This is a genomic window from Kibdelosporangium philippinense (genome assembly GCF_021390435.2).
In the GTDB taxonomy this organism is placed as follows: domain Bacteria; phylum Actinomycetota; class Actinomycetes; order Mycobacteriales; family Pseudonocardiaceae; genus Kibdelosporangium; species Kibdelosporangium philippinense.
Genome location: NZ_JAJVCN010000003.1, coordinates 455,877 through 471,776, shown reverse-complemented (window position 1 = coordinate 471,776; position 15,900 = coordinate 455,877). Strand labels below are relative to the sequence as shown.

Here is a 15,900-nt window from a genome sequence, read left to right as displayed (position 1 = left end):
CGGTATCGGAGGCTTTTGTGCGATCGGACACGCCGGATCAGCCCGGCACCGTCGCCGAGTTGGGTGAGTTCAGCCTGATTCAGCGGCTGACGGGCGGGCGCGGCCAGCCGCCAAGCACGCTGCTCGGACCCGGTGACGACGCGGCCATTGTGGTGGCGTCCGACGGGCGGGTGGTGGCGAGTACGGACGTTCTCGTCGAAGGCGTGCATTTCCGGTTGGACTGGTCCACACCGGAACAGGTTGGACACAAGGCGGTCGCCGTGAACCTCGCGGACGTGGCCGCGATGGGCGCCACGCCGACAGCCGTGCTCGTCGGGCTGGCGTGTCCGCCGGAGACCACAGTGGAGCTGCTCGACGGGATCACCGCCGGGATGTGGAAGGAAGCGAACCGGGCTCGCGCTGGCGTGGTCGGCGGCGATGTCGTCAGCTCGCAGAACTTGGTGATTTCCATCACTGCGCTGGGAGATCTGCAGGGGCGGGAGCCTGTCACGCGGTCCGGGGCGTTGGCTGGGGACGTCGTCGCGGTGTGTGGCCGGCTGGGGTGGTCGGCGGCTGGGCTTGCCGTGCTGGGCCGCGGGTTCCGCTCACCGGTCACGGTTGTCAGCGCGCATCGTGCGCCGGAACCGCCCTACGAGGCAGGCGCGCAAGCGTCGTTGGGCGGGGCGACCGCGATGATCGACGTGTCCGACGGCCTGCTCGCCGACCTCGGCCACATCTCCGCCGCGTCCGGCGTCGCGATCGACGTCCGGACGGATCTTCTTGAGGTGCACCAACGTCTGGTCGACGTCGGCACCGCACTCGGCGCCGACCCCCGGCACTGGGTGCTGACCGGCGGCGAGGACCACGCGCTCGCCGCGACTTTCCCAGGGCCGTCGGAAGTTCCGGAGGGCTGGGTCACCATCGGCACGGTCAGACGGGGCGAAGGGGTTACCGTCGACGGCCGTCCGTACGAGGCACCGGCCGGCTGGCAGCACTGGCGCTGATTATCCACTTTGGAGGGTGTTGTGCCCATCTATGCCCTTGGCGACAAGGAACCGATCATCCACCCGGACGCGTACGTCCATCCAGATGCGACAGTCATCGGGGACGTGACGATCCGCGCGTTCGCCTCGGTGTGGCCGACGGCCGTGCTGCGCGGTGACTCCGGCAGCATCCAGATCGGCGAACGGACCAGCGTCCAGGACGGCAGCATCCTGCACTGCACGGAGTTCCACCCGACCGTGATCGGGGCGAACTGCGTGATCGGCCACAACGTGCACATCGAAGGCGCGACGGTCGGCGACTACTGCCTGGTCGCCTCGGGTTCGGTGCTGCTGAACGGATCGGTGGTCGAGGAAGGCGCGGTGCTCGGCGCGGGTGCCGTGATGTCGTTCAACGGACACCTGCCCGCCCGCCGGATGGCCCTTGGCGTGCCCGCTCGTATCCGCGAGAACTACGAGGTGCCCGCGATGTCGACAGTGCCGATCGCGGACGGGTACGTCGAGCGGATCAAGATCTACAAAGCGGGCCTGCGACGCCTGGACTAGCGGCATTTCCGGGTGGACTATCCTCCGGCTGCATGGCACGCCCCTTGAACGAAGTCATGGACGCCGGTTGGGCACAGGCGCTTGAGCCGGTCGCGGAGAAGATCGCGACGATGGGCGAGTTCCTGCGCGCCGAGATCGCTGCGGGTCGCACGTACCTGCCCGCCGGTGAGAACGTGTTGCGCGCGTTCAAGCAGCCGTTCGACGACGTCCGTGTGCTGATCGTTGGGCAGGACCCGTATCCGACGCCGGGGCACGCGGTCGGCCTGTCCTTCTCGGTCGCGCCGGACGTCCGGCCGATCCCCAAGAGCCTGATCAACATCTACAAGGAGTACTGCGAGGACCTCGGCTACCCGAAGCCGTCCAACGGCGACCTGACGCCGTGGACGGAGAACGGCGTGCTGTTGCTCAACAGGGCGTTGACCGTGATGCCGGGCAAGCCGAACTCGCACCAGGGCAAAGGCTGGGAAGAGGTGACCGAGCAGGCGATCCGGGCGCTGGCCGCGCGTGGCACGCCGCTCGTGTCGATCCTGTGGGGCCGCAACGCCCGTAACCTCCGGCCGCTCCTGGATCCGTTGCCGTGCATCGAATCCGCGCACCCAAGCCCGATGTCGGCGGCCGGTGGGTTCTTCGGTTCCAAGCCGTTCAGCCGGGCCAACCAGTTGCTCGAGCAGCAGGGGGCGTCGCCAGTGGACTGGAAACTGCCCTGAAAGCACTGATCTTCGATTTCGACGGCCTGCTGATGGACACCGAGTCCACGCAGCTGGAGAGCTGGCAGTACGAGTGGCGTCAGCATGGCCTCGAACTCGACGTTGCCACGTTCTTCGCCGATCACGGCGGGGACGTGAGCGAGCTTCGGTACGCGACTTTGGCTTCCGCGGTCGGTGCCGGGTATGACCGTGTTTCGAGCCATGCCCGGCGGGTGGCTTACCGGGATTCGCTGAACGCGGTCCTGCAGTTCCGTCCGGGTATTCAGGCGTGGCTCGATGCTGCTTCTGGTTTCCGGTTGGCTGTGGCGAGCAGTTCGCCTGCCTCGTGGGTGCTGCCTTTGCTTGAGCAGTCCGGTTATCGGTCGCGGTTCGAGGTTGTCGCCTGCGGTGACGAGGTTTCCGCGCACAAGCCGGATCCGGCCGTGTACTACCTCGCGTTGGAGCGCCTGGGGATCGTGGCTTCGGAGGCGATGGCCTTCGAGGACACGCCACACGGTGTGGCCGCTGCCAAGGCCGCAGGCCTGCGCTGCGTCGCGATCCCGAACCCGCACACTGACGCGTCGCTGTTGGGGGCGGCGGACAGGGTGTTGGGAAGTGCGGAGGAGATGACGTTGGCGGAAGTCATCAGTCAATAGGGAAAACCCGTTTCTTCTTCACCTCGATCATCAATAGCTTGGGGTGATGCGGCGGGATCTGGGGTTGATCGTCACCGGGGTCGGCATCTCGATGTTCGGCGCCAGCCTGACCAGGCTTGTCCTCTTGGTGCAGCTCAAGGATGATGGCGCGCTGGCTGTTTCCGCGGCGATGATCGCGTGGATCCTGCCCGCCGCGTTGGGCGCGCCGATCGCCGGGTTGCTGGTCGACAGACTGCCGAACCGCCGCTTGATGCAGGCAGCCCAACTGCTGCAAGCACTTTCGTCACTGGGGATGGCGTTCGCCCTCGACAGCGTGATCGCCATTCTCGTTTTGACGTTGCTGGTCGGCTGTGGCTCAGCGATATCCGACCCAACCGCGGCCACCCTCGCGCCACGAGCCGCGGGCGAAGGCGACGTCGCCAAGGGTTTCGCCTGGCTGGCCAGCGCCCGGTCGGCCGGACTCGTCTTGGGCACAGGCACGGGCGGCCTGCTGCTCGAACTGGTCGGCGCGAGGCAGGCGATTCTGCTGAACACGGCCGCGTTCCTGATCCAGGCGCTGCTGTTGTTGCTGCTGCGGGTCGATCGGGACCCTCGGGTCGAGCACGGATCCGTACGCAGAGAAAAAGGCGCGGCGATGGCGGGGATCCGGCACCTGAAGGGCGATCGGATCATCGTCATCAGCATCGGCGGCCTCGCGGTGGTCGCGACCTGTGTGACCTTGATCAACGTCGCCGACGTTTTCCTCATCCTCGACGTGCTGCACGGCGGGCCGGTGCTGGTCGGCTGGATCTACGCGACGTGGATGGTCGGTCAGGTGCTCGGCGCCCGAACAGCAGGCCGGTTCGTCACGCAGCGCGCGATGATCCGCACGCTGAGCTGGGCTGGGGTGACTCTCGGGTTGGCGATTTTCATGCCCGCGGTCTTCGCGTACACCGCCGTGATGCTGATCGCATTTCTGTTCGGCGGGTTCGCCAACGGCATGCAGATGGTCGCGCGACAGGCTTTGGTGCGGATGCGCACTCCGGAACATCTGCACGGCCGTGCCTTTGCCGCGAATGACTCGGTGATACGTCTCGCTGGCGTGCTCGGCACGTTGATCGGCGGTTTCGCCGTCACGGGCGTTGGGCCGCAGTGGGCTATGGGGACCGCGGGTGTTGCGGCTGCGCTGGTCGGGGTCGCGACGCTGCTGGCGACCCGGGAACGCGAACCGGCCCGGGTCGCCGAAGCAACCCGGGCCGGTTGAAAGAGCGAGAGCTCAGCCCCGGACGACCTTGCCAGCCTTCAGGCAGGAGGTGCACACGTTCAGCCGCTTGCGCTGCGAAACGCCCAGCTTGGCGTGCACGGTCTGGATGTTCGGGTTCCACCTACGGTTGGTCCGCCGGTGGGAGTGCGAGACCGACTTGCCGAAGCCCGGCCCCTTACCGCAGACGTCGCACACAGCAGCCACGTCAGTGTCCTTTCCTCTGGGTTGCCGGCGGATCAAAGCCGACGACGTATAGCCCGGGCCAGCCAGGCAACTTAGACAGGGTAACGGGTCGCGTCCGGCGGTTACAAACCGGCCCCATTCTCGGCAGCGGGCGTGTGTTCGTGGTTACTCTCGCGCGAACCATCTCGTGAGCGGGAGGACACGACCGTGCTGCAGGCTCTGGACGCTGCCGCGATCCGCCGCTGGGCCGCGGTGAGCGTACAGACGCTCGACTCGCAGCGGGAAGCGATCGACGGCATCAACGTGTTCCCGGTCGCGGACGGTGACACCGGCTCCAACCTGCTCGGAACCATGCGCGCGGCCCTGGAGGCCTTGCTCAGGGCGCCGGTTGACGAGCGCTCTGAGACCGGAGCTGCGCTGACGGTCCTGGCCAAGGGTGCTTTGGCGGGCGCGCGCGGCAACTCGGGCGTGATCGTCTCTCAGATGCTGCGTGGCCTGGCCGAATCGCTGCGTGAAGTGGATCAAGCTGGTGCGGACGACCTGGCGAAAGCCCTGGTCAGAGCCGCTGAGCTGGCCGCAGAGGCCGTCGCAGAGCCACGCCCGGGCACGATGCTGACGGTTCTCACAGCGTCGGCTGCGGGCGCTCGTCGGGTCCGCTCAGGCGTATTGCGCGAGGTCACGGCCGCCGCCGCGCGGGCTGCGTCGGAGGCGTTGGCCCTGACGCCACAGCAGCTCGACGTGCTGGCTGAGGCAGGTGTGGTGGACGCTGGGGGACGTGGCGTTCTCGTGTTGCTGGAGTCGTTGGTCACGGTCGTGAATGAGCGTGACGAGCCGGTTGTGCCGTACTCGACGTCTCAGCCGTCGCCTTTGGCGGCTCGTGAGGCCGGGTCGACCGAGTTCGGCTACGAGGTCATGTACCTGCTCGACTCCACAGCCGAGGACAAAACGACCGTCCTTCGCGACACGTTGATGACGCTCGGCGACTGCGTGTCCGTTGTCGGTGACGGCGACGGGTTGTGGACCGTCCACGTGCACTGCAACGACGTCGGCGCGGCTATCGAGGCGGGCGTCGAGTCAGGGCGCCCGCACCGGATCATGGTCGCGCGCTTCGCCGACGCCGAGGGCGCGCCGTCACGGTTCGGACGCGCGCGGGTTGTGGTCATACCGGCTCGTGGCGCGGGTATCGCGGCGCTGTTCCGTACCGAGGGCGCCCTTGTTCTCGAGATCGGCCCTAATGACGAGCCTGACGTGTGGGACCTGCTGAACCTGATCACCTCGACGGGCGCGTCCCACGTGACTGTCCTGCCTGGTGACGAGGGCCTGATGGGTATTGCGGACGAGGCCGCGACCAGGGCAGTCGCCGGTGGCCAGGACGTGATCGTGATCCCGTGCGCCTCGCCGGTGCAAGCGCTTGCGGCCTTGGCCGTACACGATCCGGCCCGGCGCGCGGGCGACGACGTGGTCTCGATGGCCGAGGCGTCCGCCGCGACTCGGCGCGGCGAGCTCGTGGTGGCCAGCGAGGACGCGATCACGTGGATTGGTCCGTGCAAGGCAGGCGATCTCCTGGGCTTCGCCGACGGTGACGTGATGCGGATCGAGCACGGGCCCGTGACCGCTTCGATGATCACCACAGGCGCGTTCGCGGTTCTCGACCGAATGCTGGCCGCGGGCGGCGAGCTGGTCACAGCCATGCTGGGCGCCGATGCGCCGGACAGTTTGGCTGACGAGCTGGAGAAACACCTTCGTCGCTCGTATCCGGCGGCGGAGTTCGTCGCTTACCGGGGTGGACAGCGCGACAGCGTGGTCATGCTCGGTGTCGAATAGAAGTGTCGGTGGGTCTCGATAGTCTGTTCTCCGATGAGTTCGTTCGATGACAGCCTGCAGCCCGTGCTGGGCAAGAAGTCGGCCGATGCCCTGGCGCAGGCGCTTGACCTGCACACCGTTGGCGACCTGCTGCGGCACTACCCGCGCCGGTACGTCGAGTTCGGCGAGCTGACCAACATCGCCGGGCTGGAGATCGGCGAACACGTGACGATCCAGGCCGAGATCACCAAGGTCACCCGCCACCAGATGCGTCAGCGGCACGGAACGCGGACCGAGGTGGAGATCACCGACGGCAAGAGCAAGCTGACCATGTCCTTCTTCAACCAGCTTGGGAAGTACAAGGAGCAGCTGCAGGTCGGCAAGCAGGGCTTCTTCGCTGGCAAAGTCGGCGTGTTCAACAAGAAGCTGCAGCTGCAGAACGCGGAAGTGCAGATCTTCGACGAGGACGACGATCCGGACCTGCAGAAGATGCGGCCGATCTACCCGGCGGCGGCGAAAATGCCGACCTGGAAGATCAGCAACTGCGTGAAGCAGCTGCTCGGAGTCTGGGAGGGCGCGGACGACCCGCTGCCCGTCGAGCTGCGTAAGGACCGCGGAATGATGCCGCTGGACGCGGCCTTGCGGGCAATCCACATGCCCGAAGGCTGGGACCAGATCGGCGCGGCCCGTAAACGCCTGAAGTGGGACGAAGCCATCGCGGTCCAGCTCGCTTTGGCCCTGCGCCGCCAAGCGGCCGCGGCCCGTCCGGCGCCAGCGTGCCCATGCAAGTCCGGCGGGATCATGGACGCGTTCGACGCGCGCCTGCCGTTCGAGCTGACGGCTGGACAGAAGGAAGTCGGCGAAGCCATCGCGGCAGACCTGGCCAGCACGCACCCGATGAACCGGCTGTTGCAAGGCGAAGTCGGTAGTGGAAAGACAATCGTGGCCCTGCGCGCGATGCTGCAGGTCGTGGACTCGGGCAGGCAGGCCGCGATGCTCGCGCCGACGGAAGTCCTTGCCGCGCAGCATGCCCGCTCGTTGCAGGAGATGCTCGGCGACTTGGCTCAAGCAGGCGAACTGGGTTCTGCCGACCAGGCGACCCGGCTGACCCTGCTGACCGGTTCTTTGCCTGCGGCTGCGCGTAAACAAGCTTTGTTGGACGCGGCATCCGGCGCGGCGGGGATCGTGGTCGGCACCCACGCTTTGATCCAGGACAAGGTGTCGTTCGCCGACCTGGGCTTTGTGGTTGTGGATGAACAGCATCGGTTCGGCGTGGAGCAACGGGACGCTTTGCGCACAAGGGCCGCCGACGGTTCAAGCCCGCATGTGCTGGTCATGACGGCGACACCGATTCCCCGCACGGTGGCCATGACGGTTTATGGCGACCTTGAGACGTCGGCTCTTCGCGAGCTGCCGCGCGGTCGTTCACCCATCGCGACGAACGTGGTCCCTGTCGCCGAGAAACCCCAGTGGCTCGACCGTGTCTGGCAGCGCGTGCGCGAGGAGATCGCCAACGGTCACCAGGCATACGTGGTGTGCCCCCGGATCGGCGAGGCTGGCTCGGAGGAAATGGAAGAGCCGCCGTTGAACGACGACGGGCGCCGTCAGCCGTTGGCAGTGGAGGAAGTCGCGCCAATGCTGGCCGCGGGTCCGTTGAAGGGCCTCCGGATCGCGGTCCTGCACGGCAAGATGCCCGCGGACGACAAGGACGCCAGAATGCGGGCGTTTGCCGCTGGTGAGGTCGACGTTTTGGTCGCGACGACGGTTGTCGAGGTCGGCGTGAACGTCCCAAACGCCACGGCCATGGTGATCATGGACGCCGACCGGTTCGGCGTCAGCCAACTCCACCAGCTCCGCGGCCGCGTCGGCCGCGGCAGCGCGCCCGGCCTGTGCCTGCTGGTCAGCGAGGCGTTTGAGGGCACGACTACGCGTGAACGCCTGGATGCCGTGGCGTCCACTTTGGACGGATTCGAGCTGGCCCAGCTGGACCTGGAGATCCGTCGTGAAGGCGACATCCTCGGGGCGACACAGTCAGGACGGAAGTCGCAGCTGAAGATGCTGTCGCTGCTGCGGGACTCGGAGATGATCGCCGAAGCCCGCGAAGAAGCCCAGCGTCTGGTAGCCGCCGACCCCGGCCTCACCAAGAGCCTAGGCCTGCGCGGGATGGCCGAAACCCTGGTCGACTCCGAACGAGCCGAATACCTCCAAAAGGCCTGATAAACCCTCGTGAGTGGTTACGCCGGTTCTAACCGGCGTAACCACTCACGAGGGGTGACCTGCTACTTCGAGGGCTTCTCGGCGCCCTCGAAGTGCTTGATCGCTTCCTGCACGGCCTGGTTGGTAGCGGCCAGGCGTTCCGCGATCTGGTTGCGGAGCTCGATCAGGCGCTTGGTCGAGGTGTCGGCCGCGGTCTGCTTCTGCTCGGCCTTCGTCAGGATCTCGGAAGCGATCTCCTCAGCGCCCGACCTGGTTTCCGCGGCCACCCGCTCGGCCTCGGCCTGCTGAGCGGCAATAGCCGCCGCGGCCTCGTCGGCCAGCTTCTTTCGCTGGGCCGCGGCGTCCGCGTCGAGCTTCTGCCGGACCGCCGCCGAGTCTTTGTCCACGGCCTCGGCCGCACGCTTGGCCTCGGCGAGCATCTTCGTCGCCTCTGCCCGGGCTTCGGTCATCAGCTGCTGGTGCTCGGCCGTCAACTGCGACTTGAGCCGGTCGAACTCGGCGTCAAGGTCGTTGTTGTGCTTCGTGTACTTCTCTTCCAATTCCGCCCGGCGGCGATCCAGTTCTGCCATCCGGGTGTCGTGCTGGGTTTGCAGCTCACCGGCCAGTGCGTCGGCTTTTGCCCGGATTTTCGCCGCGTACTTGTCCGCGTCGTCGCGGATCTTCACCGCGTACTTGTCCGCGCCGAATCGGGTTTCCGTCGAATAGGCGTCCGCTTTGGCGCGAAGTTCTTTCACGTGTTCTTCGCCGCCTCGGCGAAGTTCTGCCACTTCTTCCTCTGCCAGCCGCATCATCTCGCGGACGCGCTCGGTCATCGCCGTGGCGCTGCTGGGGTTCGTGGCCATCCGTTCGAGCCGGCCCTTGGTGTCCGTCAGCTCCTGCTGCGCGTAGTTCAGCGCCTTGGATAGTTCGGCGACTCGCGAATTCGCTTCGTCGCGGGCGATCGACGCGTCTTTCAGATCGCTGACGAGCCCGGTGACCCGCTCGTTCACCTGCTTCTTGTTATATCCGTTCAACGCGGAGTCGAAGTAGGTGGGCGTGGACTTCTGGGACTCGTTGGCAACGGCCATTGCACCACTTTAGTGAATCCTCCGATCGCGCAACCTGTGAGGTGCGCCCACCGGGTAGTAGCGATCTTGGTCCAGTCGGCCCATTGGTGATCACCTTGTCGACTGACCCGCATGCGGACAGTCAATTAGCCCTAATGGTCCAGACCTGTCTGTCGCCGGTCGTTTACCCTGTGTCCACACCCTTACGCGGCGTGGCGGGAAGTGGGCCGCACTATGTCGGATTACCGACACACCGTCGTCCTGCGTTGCGTGGACGGCCTGTTAAGGGATGCGTTAGCCAACTGGATAGCGTCGTTACCCGGATATCTGGTCGCCGGAGCCGCGGCGACGGGCGATGGTCTGCTGCGCCTGTGCACTCTGCGATCGCCCGACACGGCAGTGGTCGAACTGCGTTCGGCCGCGCCGGAAGAGCTCGAGTTCGTCGGGGAACTGCGTGCGGTCCGCTGCGAACCGCACATCGTGGGCCTGCATCGCGCATTGGACGCCCGCAGCCTCGCGTTCCTGCATCACGCCGGTGTCCACCGGCTGGTCAGTACGCGGTTCGGCGTCGCTGGTCTGCGTGACGCACTGGTCGAAGCCGACGAAGGCTGGCGCCCTGCCGTCGCCGGCCATGGGCTGAGTGGCCGGGAGCTGGAGATCCTCGCCCTGATCTGCGCGGGCTGCTCGGCCGCGGAGATCGCGGGCGAGCTCGGCATCAGCCCGCACACCGTCACCAACCACAAGCGCCGGATCTTCGCCAAGCTGGACGTGCAGAGCCGCACGCAGGCCACCGCCGAAGTCGGCAGGCTCGGCATGCGGCTGCCCGGCCAGCAGTCGCGAAGACCCAGTGGTGAGGCGCCGCGCAATCTGACCAGGCGCGAGCGCGACATCCTCGACTCGATCGCCAGGGGTGAATCGGTCCGGCAGACCGCGCAAGCCCTCGGCATCGCCATCAAGACCGTCCAAAGCGAACAGCGGCAGCTGTTCTCCAAGCTCAGCGCCAGAAACCGCCCGCAAGCCCTGACCAACGCGCGCGGCTATGGCCTGGTTGATTCGAACTGAGTTCCAACCAGTGGACACGCCCGCATGACATCGATCACCTGAACCCGTGCCCCGGGTGCCTCCGACCGGTAGCGTTCTCCGGACGACCAGCGCGCGACCAGGAGGTATCCGGGCGATGTTCCGCAAGATACTCGTCGCCAACCGCGGCGAGATCGCCATCAGGGCGTTTCGCGCCGGCTATGAGCTCGGCGCCGGAACGGTTGCCGTCTTTCCTTACGAGGACCGCAATTCGCTACACAGGCTGAAGGCCGACGAGGCGTACCAGATCGGTGCGCAAGGCCATCCAGTACGGGCGTACTTGTCGGTAGACGAAATCGTGAAGGCAGCTCGTAGGTCCGGTGCGGACGCGGTGTATCCCGGTTACGGCTTCCTGTCGGAGAATCCCGACCTGGCACGGGCCTGTGCCGAAGCCGGAATCACGTTCGTCGGTCCGACCACCGAGGTGCTCGAGCTGACCGGCAACAAGGCCAGGGCGGTCGCCGCGGCCAAAGCTGCCGGGCTGCCGGTGCTCGAATCGTCCGCTCCTTCGTCCGATGTGGACGAGTTGCTCGGCGAGGCTGAGCGCATCGGCTTCCCGGTCTTCGTCAAGGCGGTCGCCGGTGGTGGCGGCCGCGGTATGCGACGGGTGGAGCAGCCAAGCGCACTGCGCGAGTCGATCGAGGCCGCGATGCGCGAGGCCGAGTCGGCGTTCGGCGACGCCACCGTCTTCCTCGAGCAGGCCGTGGTCGACCCACGGCACATCGAGGTGCAGATCCTGGCCGACGGCACCGGCGAAGTGATGCACCTGTTCGAGCGCGACTGTTCGATGCAGCGCCGCCACCAGAAGGTGATCGAGCTGGCGCCCGCGCCGAACCTGTCCGAAGAGCTGCGCGAACGCATCTGCGGTGACGCGGTCAAGTTCGCGAGGCACATCGGATACCGCAACGCCGGTACGGTCGAGTTCCTGCTCGACCCGGCCGGCAAGCACGTCTTCATCGAGATGAACCCGCGCATCCAGGTCGAGCACACCGTGACCGAGGAGGTCACGGACGTCGACCTGGTCCAGTCGCAGCTGCGGATCGCCTCCGGCGAGACGCTCGCGGACCTCGGCCTGAGCCAGGACACTGTGCGGCTGCGTGGATTCGCGATGCAGTGCCGGATCACCACCGAGGATCCGGCGAACGGATTCCGTCCGGACACCGGCATGATCAGCGCCTATCGTTCGCCGGGCGGCGCGGGCATCCGGCTGGACGGCGGAACGGCCTTCGCGGGCACGGAGATCAGCGCGCACTTCGACTCCATGCTGGTCAAGCTGACCTGCCGTGGTCGCAACCTGGAGACGGCCGTGGCCAGGGCGCGTCGCGCGGTCGCGGAGTTCCGGATCCGTGGTGTGGCAACCAACATCCCGTTCCTGCAGGCAGTGCTGGACGACCCGGACTTCCGGGCAGGCCGGATCACCACCGGTTTCATCGAGCAGCGGCCGTACCTGCTCACCGCGCGCAGTTCTGCCGACCGAGGTACGAAACTGCTGTCGTACCTCGCGGATGTCACGGTCAACAAGCCCAACGGCGAGCGGCCGAGGTTCGTCGACCCGGTGGAGAAGCTGCCGCCGATCGAGCTCAACGGCGCCCCGCCCGCGGGTTCGAAGCAGAAACTGACCGAACTCGGCCCAGAGGGATTCGCGCGCTGGCTGCGTGAAGCCAAACTGGTCGGCGTCACCGACACGACGTTCCGTGACGCGCACCAGTCCTTGCTGGCCACGCGAGTACGGACCAAGGACCTGCTCGCCGTGGCGCCACACGTCGCGCACACCATGCCTGAGCTGCTCTCGGTGGAGTGCTGGGGTGGCGCGACCTACGACGTCGCGCTGCGGTTCCTCGCCGAGGACCCGTGGGAGCGACTGGCCGCGCTTCGTGAAGCAATCCCGAACATCTGCACGCAGATGTTGCTTCGTGGCCGCAACACGGTCGGGTACACGCCGTACCCGGAGGCGGTGACGAACAAGTTCGTCGAGGAGGCCACGAAGACCGGGATCGACATCTTCCGGATCTTCGACGCCCTCAACGACGTCGAGCAGATGCGCCCGGCGATCGAGGCGGTCCGCGCCACCGGCACGGCCGTTGCCGAAGTGTCCCTTTGCTACACGTCCGACCTGTCGGATCCGGGCGAGCAGCTGTACACATTGGACTACTACCTCAAGCTGGCCGAGCAGATCGTCGGCGCTGGCGCCCACATCCTCGCGGTGAAGGACATGGCCGGTCTACTCAGGCCACCAGCCGCGACGAAGCTGATCACCGCGCTGCGTAAGGAATTCGACCTTCCTGTCCACTTGCACACGCACGACACAGCGGGCGGCCAGCTGGCGACTTACCTCGCGGCGATCCAGGCCGGTGTGGACGCTGTGGACGGCGCGGCGGCCTCGTTGTCCGGTACCACTTCACAACCGTCACTGTCGGCGATCGTGGCCGCGACTGACCACAGTGAACGGGAGACCGGGCTGAGCTTGCAGGCGGTGTCCGATTTGGAGCCGTACTGGGAGATCGTGCGCCGGGTGTACTACCCGTTCGAGGCCGGTCTCCCCGGCCCGACCGGGCGTGTCTACCTGCACGAGATGCCTGGTGGTCAGCTGTCGAACCTGCGTACCCAGGCCAAGGCGCTCGGCCTTGGCGACCGGTTCGAGGACATCGAGACGGTGTACGCGGCAGCCGACCGAATGCTTGGTCACCTGATCAAGGTGACGCCGTCGTCCAAAGTGGTCGGTGACCTCGCGTTGCACTTGGTCGGCGCGGGCGTTGACCCGAAGGAGTTCGAGGCCGATCCCGGGCGTTTCGACATCCCGGACTCGGTGATCGGATTCTTGCACGGCGAACTCGGCGACCCAGCGGGCGGATGGCCAGAACCTTTCCGTACCAAGGCACTGCGCGGTCGTTCGGCGCCGAAGGGCGTTACGGAGTTGTCCGATGAGGACAAGCAGGCGCTGGAAGAAGACCCGCGCGGCACGTTGAACAGGTTGTTGTTCCCCGGGCCGACAAAGGAGTTCCTGGCGCACCGCGAGCAGTACGGCGACACGTCGGTGCTGGCGAGCAAGGACTTCTTCTACGGCCTGCGGCCCGGGACGGAGTACCCGGTCGACCTGGAGCAGGGCGTCCGGCTGCTGATCGAGCTCGAAGCGGTCGGTGAAGCCGACGATCGCGGCATGCGAACCGTGATGGCGACGCTGAACGGCCAGTTGCGCCCGATTCCCGTGCGCGACCGATCGATCGCGTCGAACCTGCCGGTGGCGGAAAAGGCGGAAAAGGGCAACCCGAACCACGTTCCGGCACCATTCGCTGGTGTCGTGACGCTGGCGGTGTCCGAAGGCGACGAGGTCGAAGCCGGTGCCACGGTAGCCACGATCGAGGCGATGAAGATGGAGGCCGCGATCACCGCGCCGAAGGGCGGCCGCGTGCAGCGCCTGGCAATCGGCTCGGTGCAGCAGGTTGAAGGCGGCGATCTGCTGATCGTGCTGGCGTAGGGCAAGGTGGCCGTGACGGGTTTCCGTCACGGCCACCTCTCATCATGGGGGTTTGATGCAGGTCCACGCTGTCCCGCAGCGGCAAGGCGCCCTGGTCCCCAAGGCGCGTTTCCTGCCTGAGGGCTGCTTGGCGCTGAGCCGGTTGGCTGGGGAAATCGCCGGTGTGCAGCCGGTGGTCGTACCGGTGTCCACAGAGGACTCGCCCGTGATTGACGGAGTTGCGAACCGCGCGGCGCTGATCGTGAACCGGACGGCCCAGTTGGCGGCCTTGGAAGCGCCGGGCGGATCGGTACTGACGATAGGTGGCGACTGCGGCACGGACGTTGTGCCGATCGCTGTGGCGCGGTTCCGCTTCGGCGAAAGCCTTGGTGTGGCCTGGTTCGATGCGCACCCGGACTTGAATACGGTTGAGACCTCGCCATCAGGCGCGTTTCACGGCATGGCGTTGCGTGTGCTGTTCGGTGAAGGTGACGCAGAGTTCGTGGCAAGCCCGGCATTGCGGCCCGGCAACGCTGTTTTGATTGGCGCACGGTCGATTGACGAGGGTGAGCAGGCCGCGATCGACCGCGGGCTGGTCTCCGCGGATTCCATACCCGGCGAGCAGATCTATCTCCATGTCGACTTGGACGTACTGGACCCGGCGGAGTTCGGCGGCGCGACGTATCCGGAGCCGGCCGGGTTGAGCATTGCCGAGGTTGCGGCCGCGATCAACGGGATCCCGGTGCCAGTAATCGGCGCCGGGATCACCGAATGCGCGACCGCGGATGAGAAGGAGATCCGCAAACTCGCGCCTCTTGTCGAGGCAGTTGTAGGAGCGCTAAGGCGTGGCGCTGGAGTCTGAAGGGCTCGCCCCGCTCGCCGAGGCTGTTGACGGCCTGCGGGACCTGCGCAACCGCTTGAGTCGCCTACCGAGGCTGTCGCAGGAGCTCTACCGCTCGACTCTCCAGATCCAGGCACTCGTCGACAATCTCGGCCATCGCCGGATAATCCTTCGACATCTTGGCCTTCTTGGCCAGCCGGGACCATGCCGCGCCGGACTGCTTGAACAGCTTCGCGGCCTCCGCCCTGCCGACCTCGTCGAGAAAGTCGGCGTACAGCGGGCGAGTGGCGCCGGGCGCGGTGTTCTGCTCCTCCAGACACTCATAGAGGCGCTTGGTGCCGTGGTCGGTGTCGCCGAACCGCTTGGTCCACCCGGCCTTCGTTCGCGTATCCCTCAGCTGATCGGCCAGTTTGGACATCCCTGAGAAGCCGAAGTTGACGTCGAAGTTGTTGCCGAGGACCGGACCAGTCATATGGTCCACAGTGGTCTGGATGGCGTCCGAAACGGCCTTGTCCAGATCTGGCTTCCCGGCCGTGCCCATCACGATCGCGTGATGCTTTCCCTTCCGGTAAGCCGACCATGCCTTGGAAAAGTCCTCGATGGACAACTCATGTCTGTCCACATCGATCAGTGACACTGTTTCCGAGATTTCGACGACCAGCACGGTGTACGGGTCGTAGCCTGCCCATGGTGAGGGCTCGTGCCACGGCAGCGCACTTCTGTCCACTTCGGCAAAGACCGGCCGTGTTGCTTTACGCAGCTTGGCGATCCCGGCCTCAGCCTTCCCGCTGTGCTGCTCTACAAAGGACACGTTGAGCCGGTTGAGGACCGCGGGCACCCATGGATCTGGGTGATGCTGAGCCATGATGGTCATCAGCGGATGCATGCCTTTGTACTCGAAGACGGCGTACATGAACCCGATTCCACCGGCCAGCCCGGTGATCATGGCCTCGCTGTACTCGTCATCAAGGGCGGTTGCGAGCAGTTTGGACACCCGGTGCTGTGGCTTGGTCTTGCTTGTGATGTGCCAGCGGGCGGTGGTGTAGGACTCGCCGGTCGCCGCCATCCGGTCGCGGACGAGGCGCTTGAGCTTCTTGTGGTCGGTCATCGCACTCCCAGGACAGCCTTCGGAGCCGTACCCCACGCCAGCACCCGGGTGCCGTCC

The 15,900-nt window shown here is 66.3% G+C and carries 13 protein-coding genes; 10 read left to right on the top strand and 3 right to left on the bottom strand.

Features of this window, described 5'->3' with window-relative positions; translation table 11 throughout:
* The first annotated feature begins 17 nt into the window (after positions 1 to 17).
* The 5 genes from LWC34_RS34095 to LWC34_RS34075 are packed head-to-tail and all read left to right on the top strand — an operon-like array spanning position 18 to position 4,111.
* Positions 18 to 983 (top strand): thiamine-phosphate kinase, encoded by a 966-nt coding sequence (locus LWC34_RS34095; protein WP_233729379.1) that lies wholly within the window; start codon positions 18 to 20, stop codon positions 981 to 983.
* Positions 984 to 1,004: 21 nt separating this feature from the next.
* The gene (locus LWC34_RS34090; RefSeq protein WP_233729378.1) at positions 1,005 to 1,526 is read left to right on the top strand and encodes a gamma carbonic anhydrase family protein; all 522 of its coding nucleotides are present in this window, start codon (positions 1,005 to 1,007) and stop codon (positions 1,524 to 1,526) included.
* A gap of 32 nt (positions 1,527 to 1,558) precedes the next feature.
* Positions 1,559 to 2,233, top strand: coding sequence for a uracil-DNA glycosylase (locus LWC34_RS34085; protein WP_233729377.1), 675 nt, complete (start codon positions 1,559 to 1,561; stop codon positions 2,231 to 2,233).
* The gene (locus LWC34_RS34080) at positions 2,218 to 2,868 is read left to right on the top strand and encodes an HAD family hydrolase (protein ID WP_308200212.1); all 651 of its coding nucleotides are present in this window, start codon (positions 2,218 to 2,220) and stop codon (positions 2,866 to 2,868) included. Before LWC34_RS34085 ends, LWC34_RS34080 begins: the two co-directional genes overlap by 16 nt.
* 46 nt (positions 2,869 to 2,914) lie before the next feature.
* Positions 2,915 to 4,111 (top strand): MFS transporter, encoded by a 1,197-nt coding sequence (locus LWC34_RS34075; RefSeq protein ID WP_233729375.1) that lies wholly within the window; start codon positions 2,915 to 2,917, stop codon positions 4,109 to 4,111.
* A gap of 12 nt (positions 4,112 to 4,123) precedes the next feature.
* On the opposite strand, the gene rpmB is transcribed toward LWC34_RS34075, so the two are convergent.
* Positions 4,124 to 4,315 (bottom strand): 50S ribosomal protein L28, encoded by a 192-nt coding sequence (rpmB, locus tag LWC34_RS34070; protein WP_033380326.1) that lies wholly within the window; start codon positions 4,313 to 4,315, stop codon positions 4,124 to 4,126.
* Positions 4,316 to 4,501: 186 nt separating this feature from the next.
* On the opposite strand from rpmB, the gene LWC34_RS34065 reads away from it, so the two are divergent.
* On the top strand, positions 4,502 to 6,118 hold the full coding sequence (locus tag LWC34_RS34065; RefSeq protein WP_308200181.1) for a DAK2 domain-containing protein: 1,617 nt from the start codon (positions 4,502 to 4,504) through the stop codon (positions 6,116 to 6,118).
* Positions 6,119 to 6,151: 33 nt separating this feature from the next.
* Positions 6,152 to 8,314: an ATP-dependent DNA helicase RecG gene (gene recG / locus LWC34_RS34060; RefSeq protein WP_233729374.1), complete on the top strand. Its 2,163-nt coding sequence runs from the start codon at positions 6,152 to 6,154 to the stop codon at positions 8,312 to 8,314.
* A 62-nt stretch (positions 8,315 to 8,376) separates the two neighbouring features.
* Here recG and LWC34_RS34055 read toward each other — a convergent pair whose 3' ends face one another.
* The gene (locus tag LWC34_RS34055; protein ID WP_233729373.1) at positions 8,377 to 9,381 is read right to left on the bottom strand and encodes a coiled-coil domain-containing protein; all 1,005 of its coding nucleotides are present in this window, start codon (positions 9,379 to 9,381) and stop codon (positions 8,377 to 8,379) included.
* A gap of 249 nt (positions 9,382 to 9,630) precedes the next feature.
* Between LWC34_RS34055 and LWC34_RS34050 the strand changes: the two genes are divergently transcribed.
* The 3 genes from LWC34_RS34050 (at position 9,631) to LWC34_RS34040 (ending at position 14,756) form a co-directional block, all read left to right on the top strand.
* Complete coding sequence (locus LWC34_RS34050; protein ID WP_233729372.1) at positions 9,631 to 10,422, top strand: response regulator transcription factor; 792 nt, start codon at positions 9,631 to 9,633, stop codon at positions 10,420 to 10,422.
* Positions 10,423 to 10,537: 115 nt separating this feature from the next.
* Positions 10,538 to 13,915, top strand: a complete 3,378-nt coding sequence (locus LWC34_RS34045; RefSeq protein WP_233729371.1) for a pyruvate carboxylase — start codon at positions 10,538 to 10,540, stop codon at positions 13,913 to 13,915.
* Positions 13,916 to 13,970: 55 nt separating this feature from the next.
* Positions 13,971 to 14,756, top strand: coding sequence for an arginase family protein (locus tag LWC34_RS34040; RefSeq protein ID WP_233729370.1), 786 nt, complete (start codon positions 13,971 to 13,973; stop codon positions 14,754 to 14,756).
* A 64-nt stretch (positions 14,757 to 14,820) separates the two neighbouring features.
* On the opposite strand, the gene LWC34_RS34035 is transcribed toward LWC34_RS34040, so the two are convergent.
* Positions 14,821 to 15,843 carry a DUF4872 domain-containing protein gene (locus LWC34_RS34035; protein ID WP_233729369.1) on the bottom strand — a complete coding sequence of 341 codons (1,023 nt, stop codon included), beginning with the start codon at positions 15,841 to 15,843 and terminating at the stop codon, positions 14,821 to 14,823.
* Positions 15,844 to 15,900: the final 57 nt, after the last annotated feature.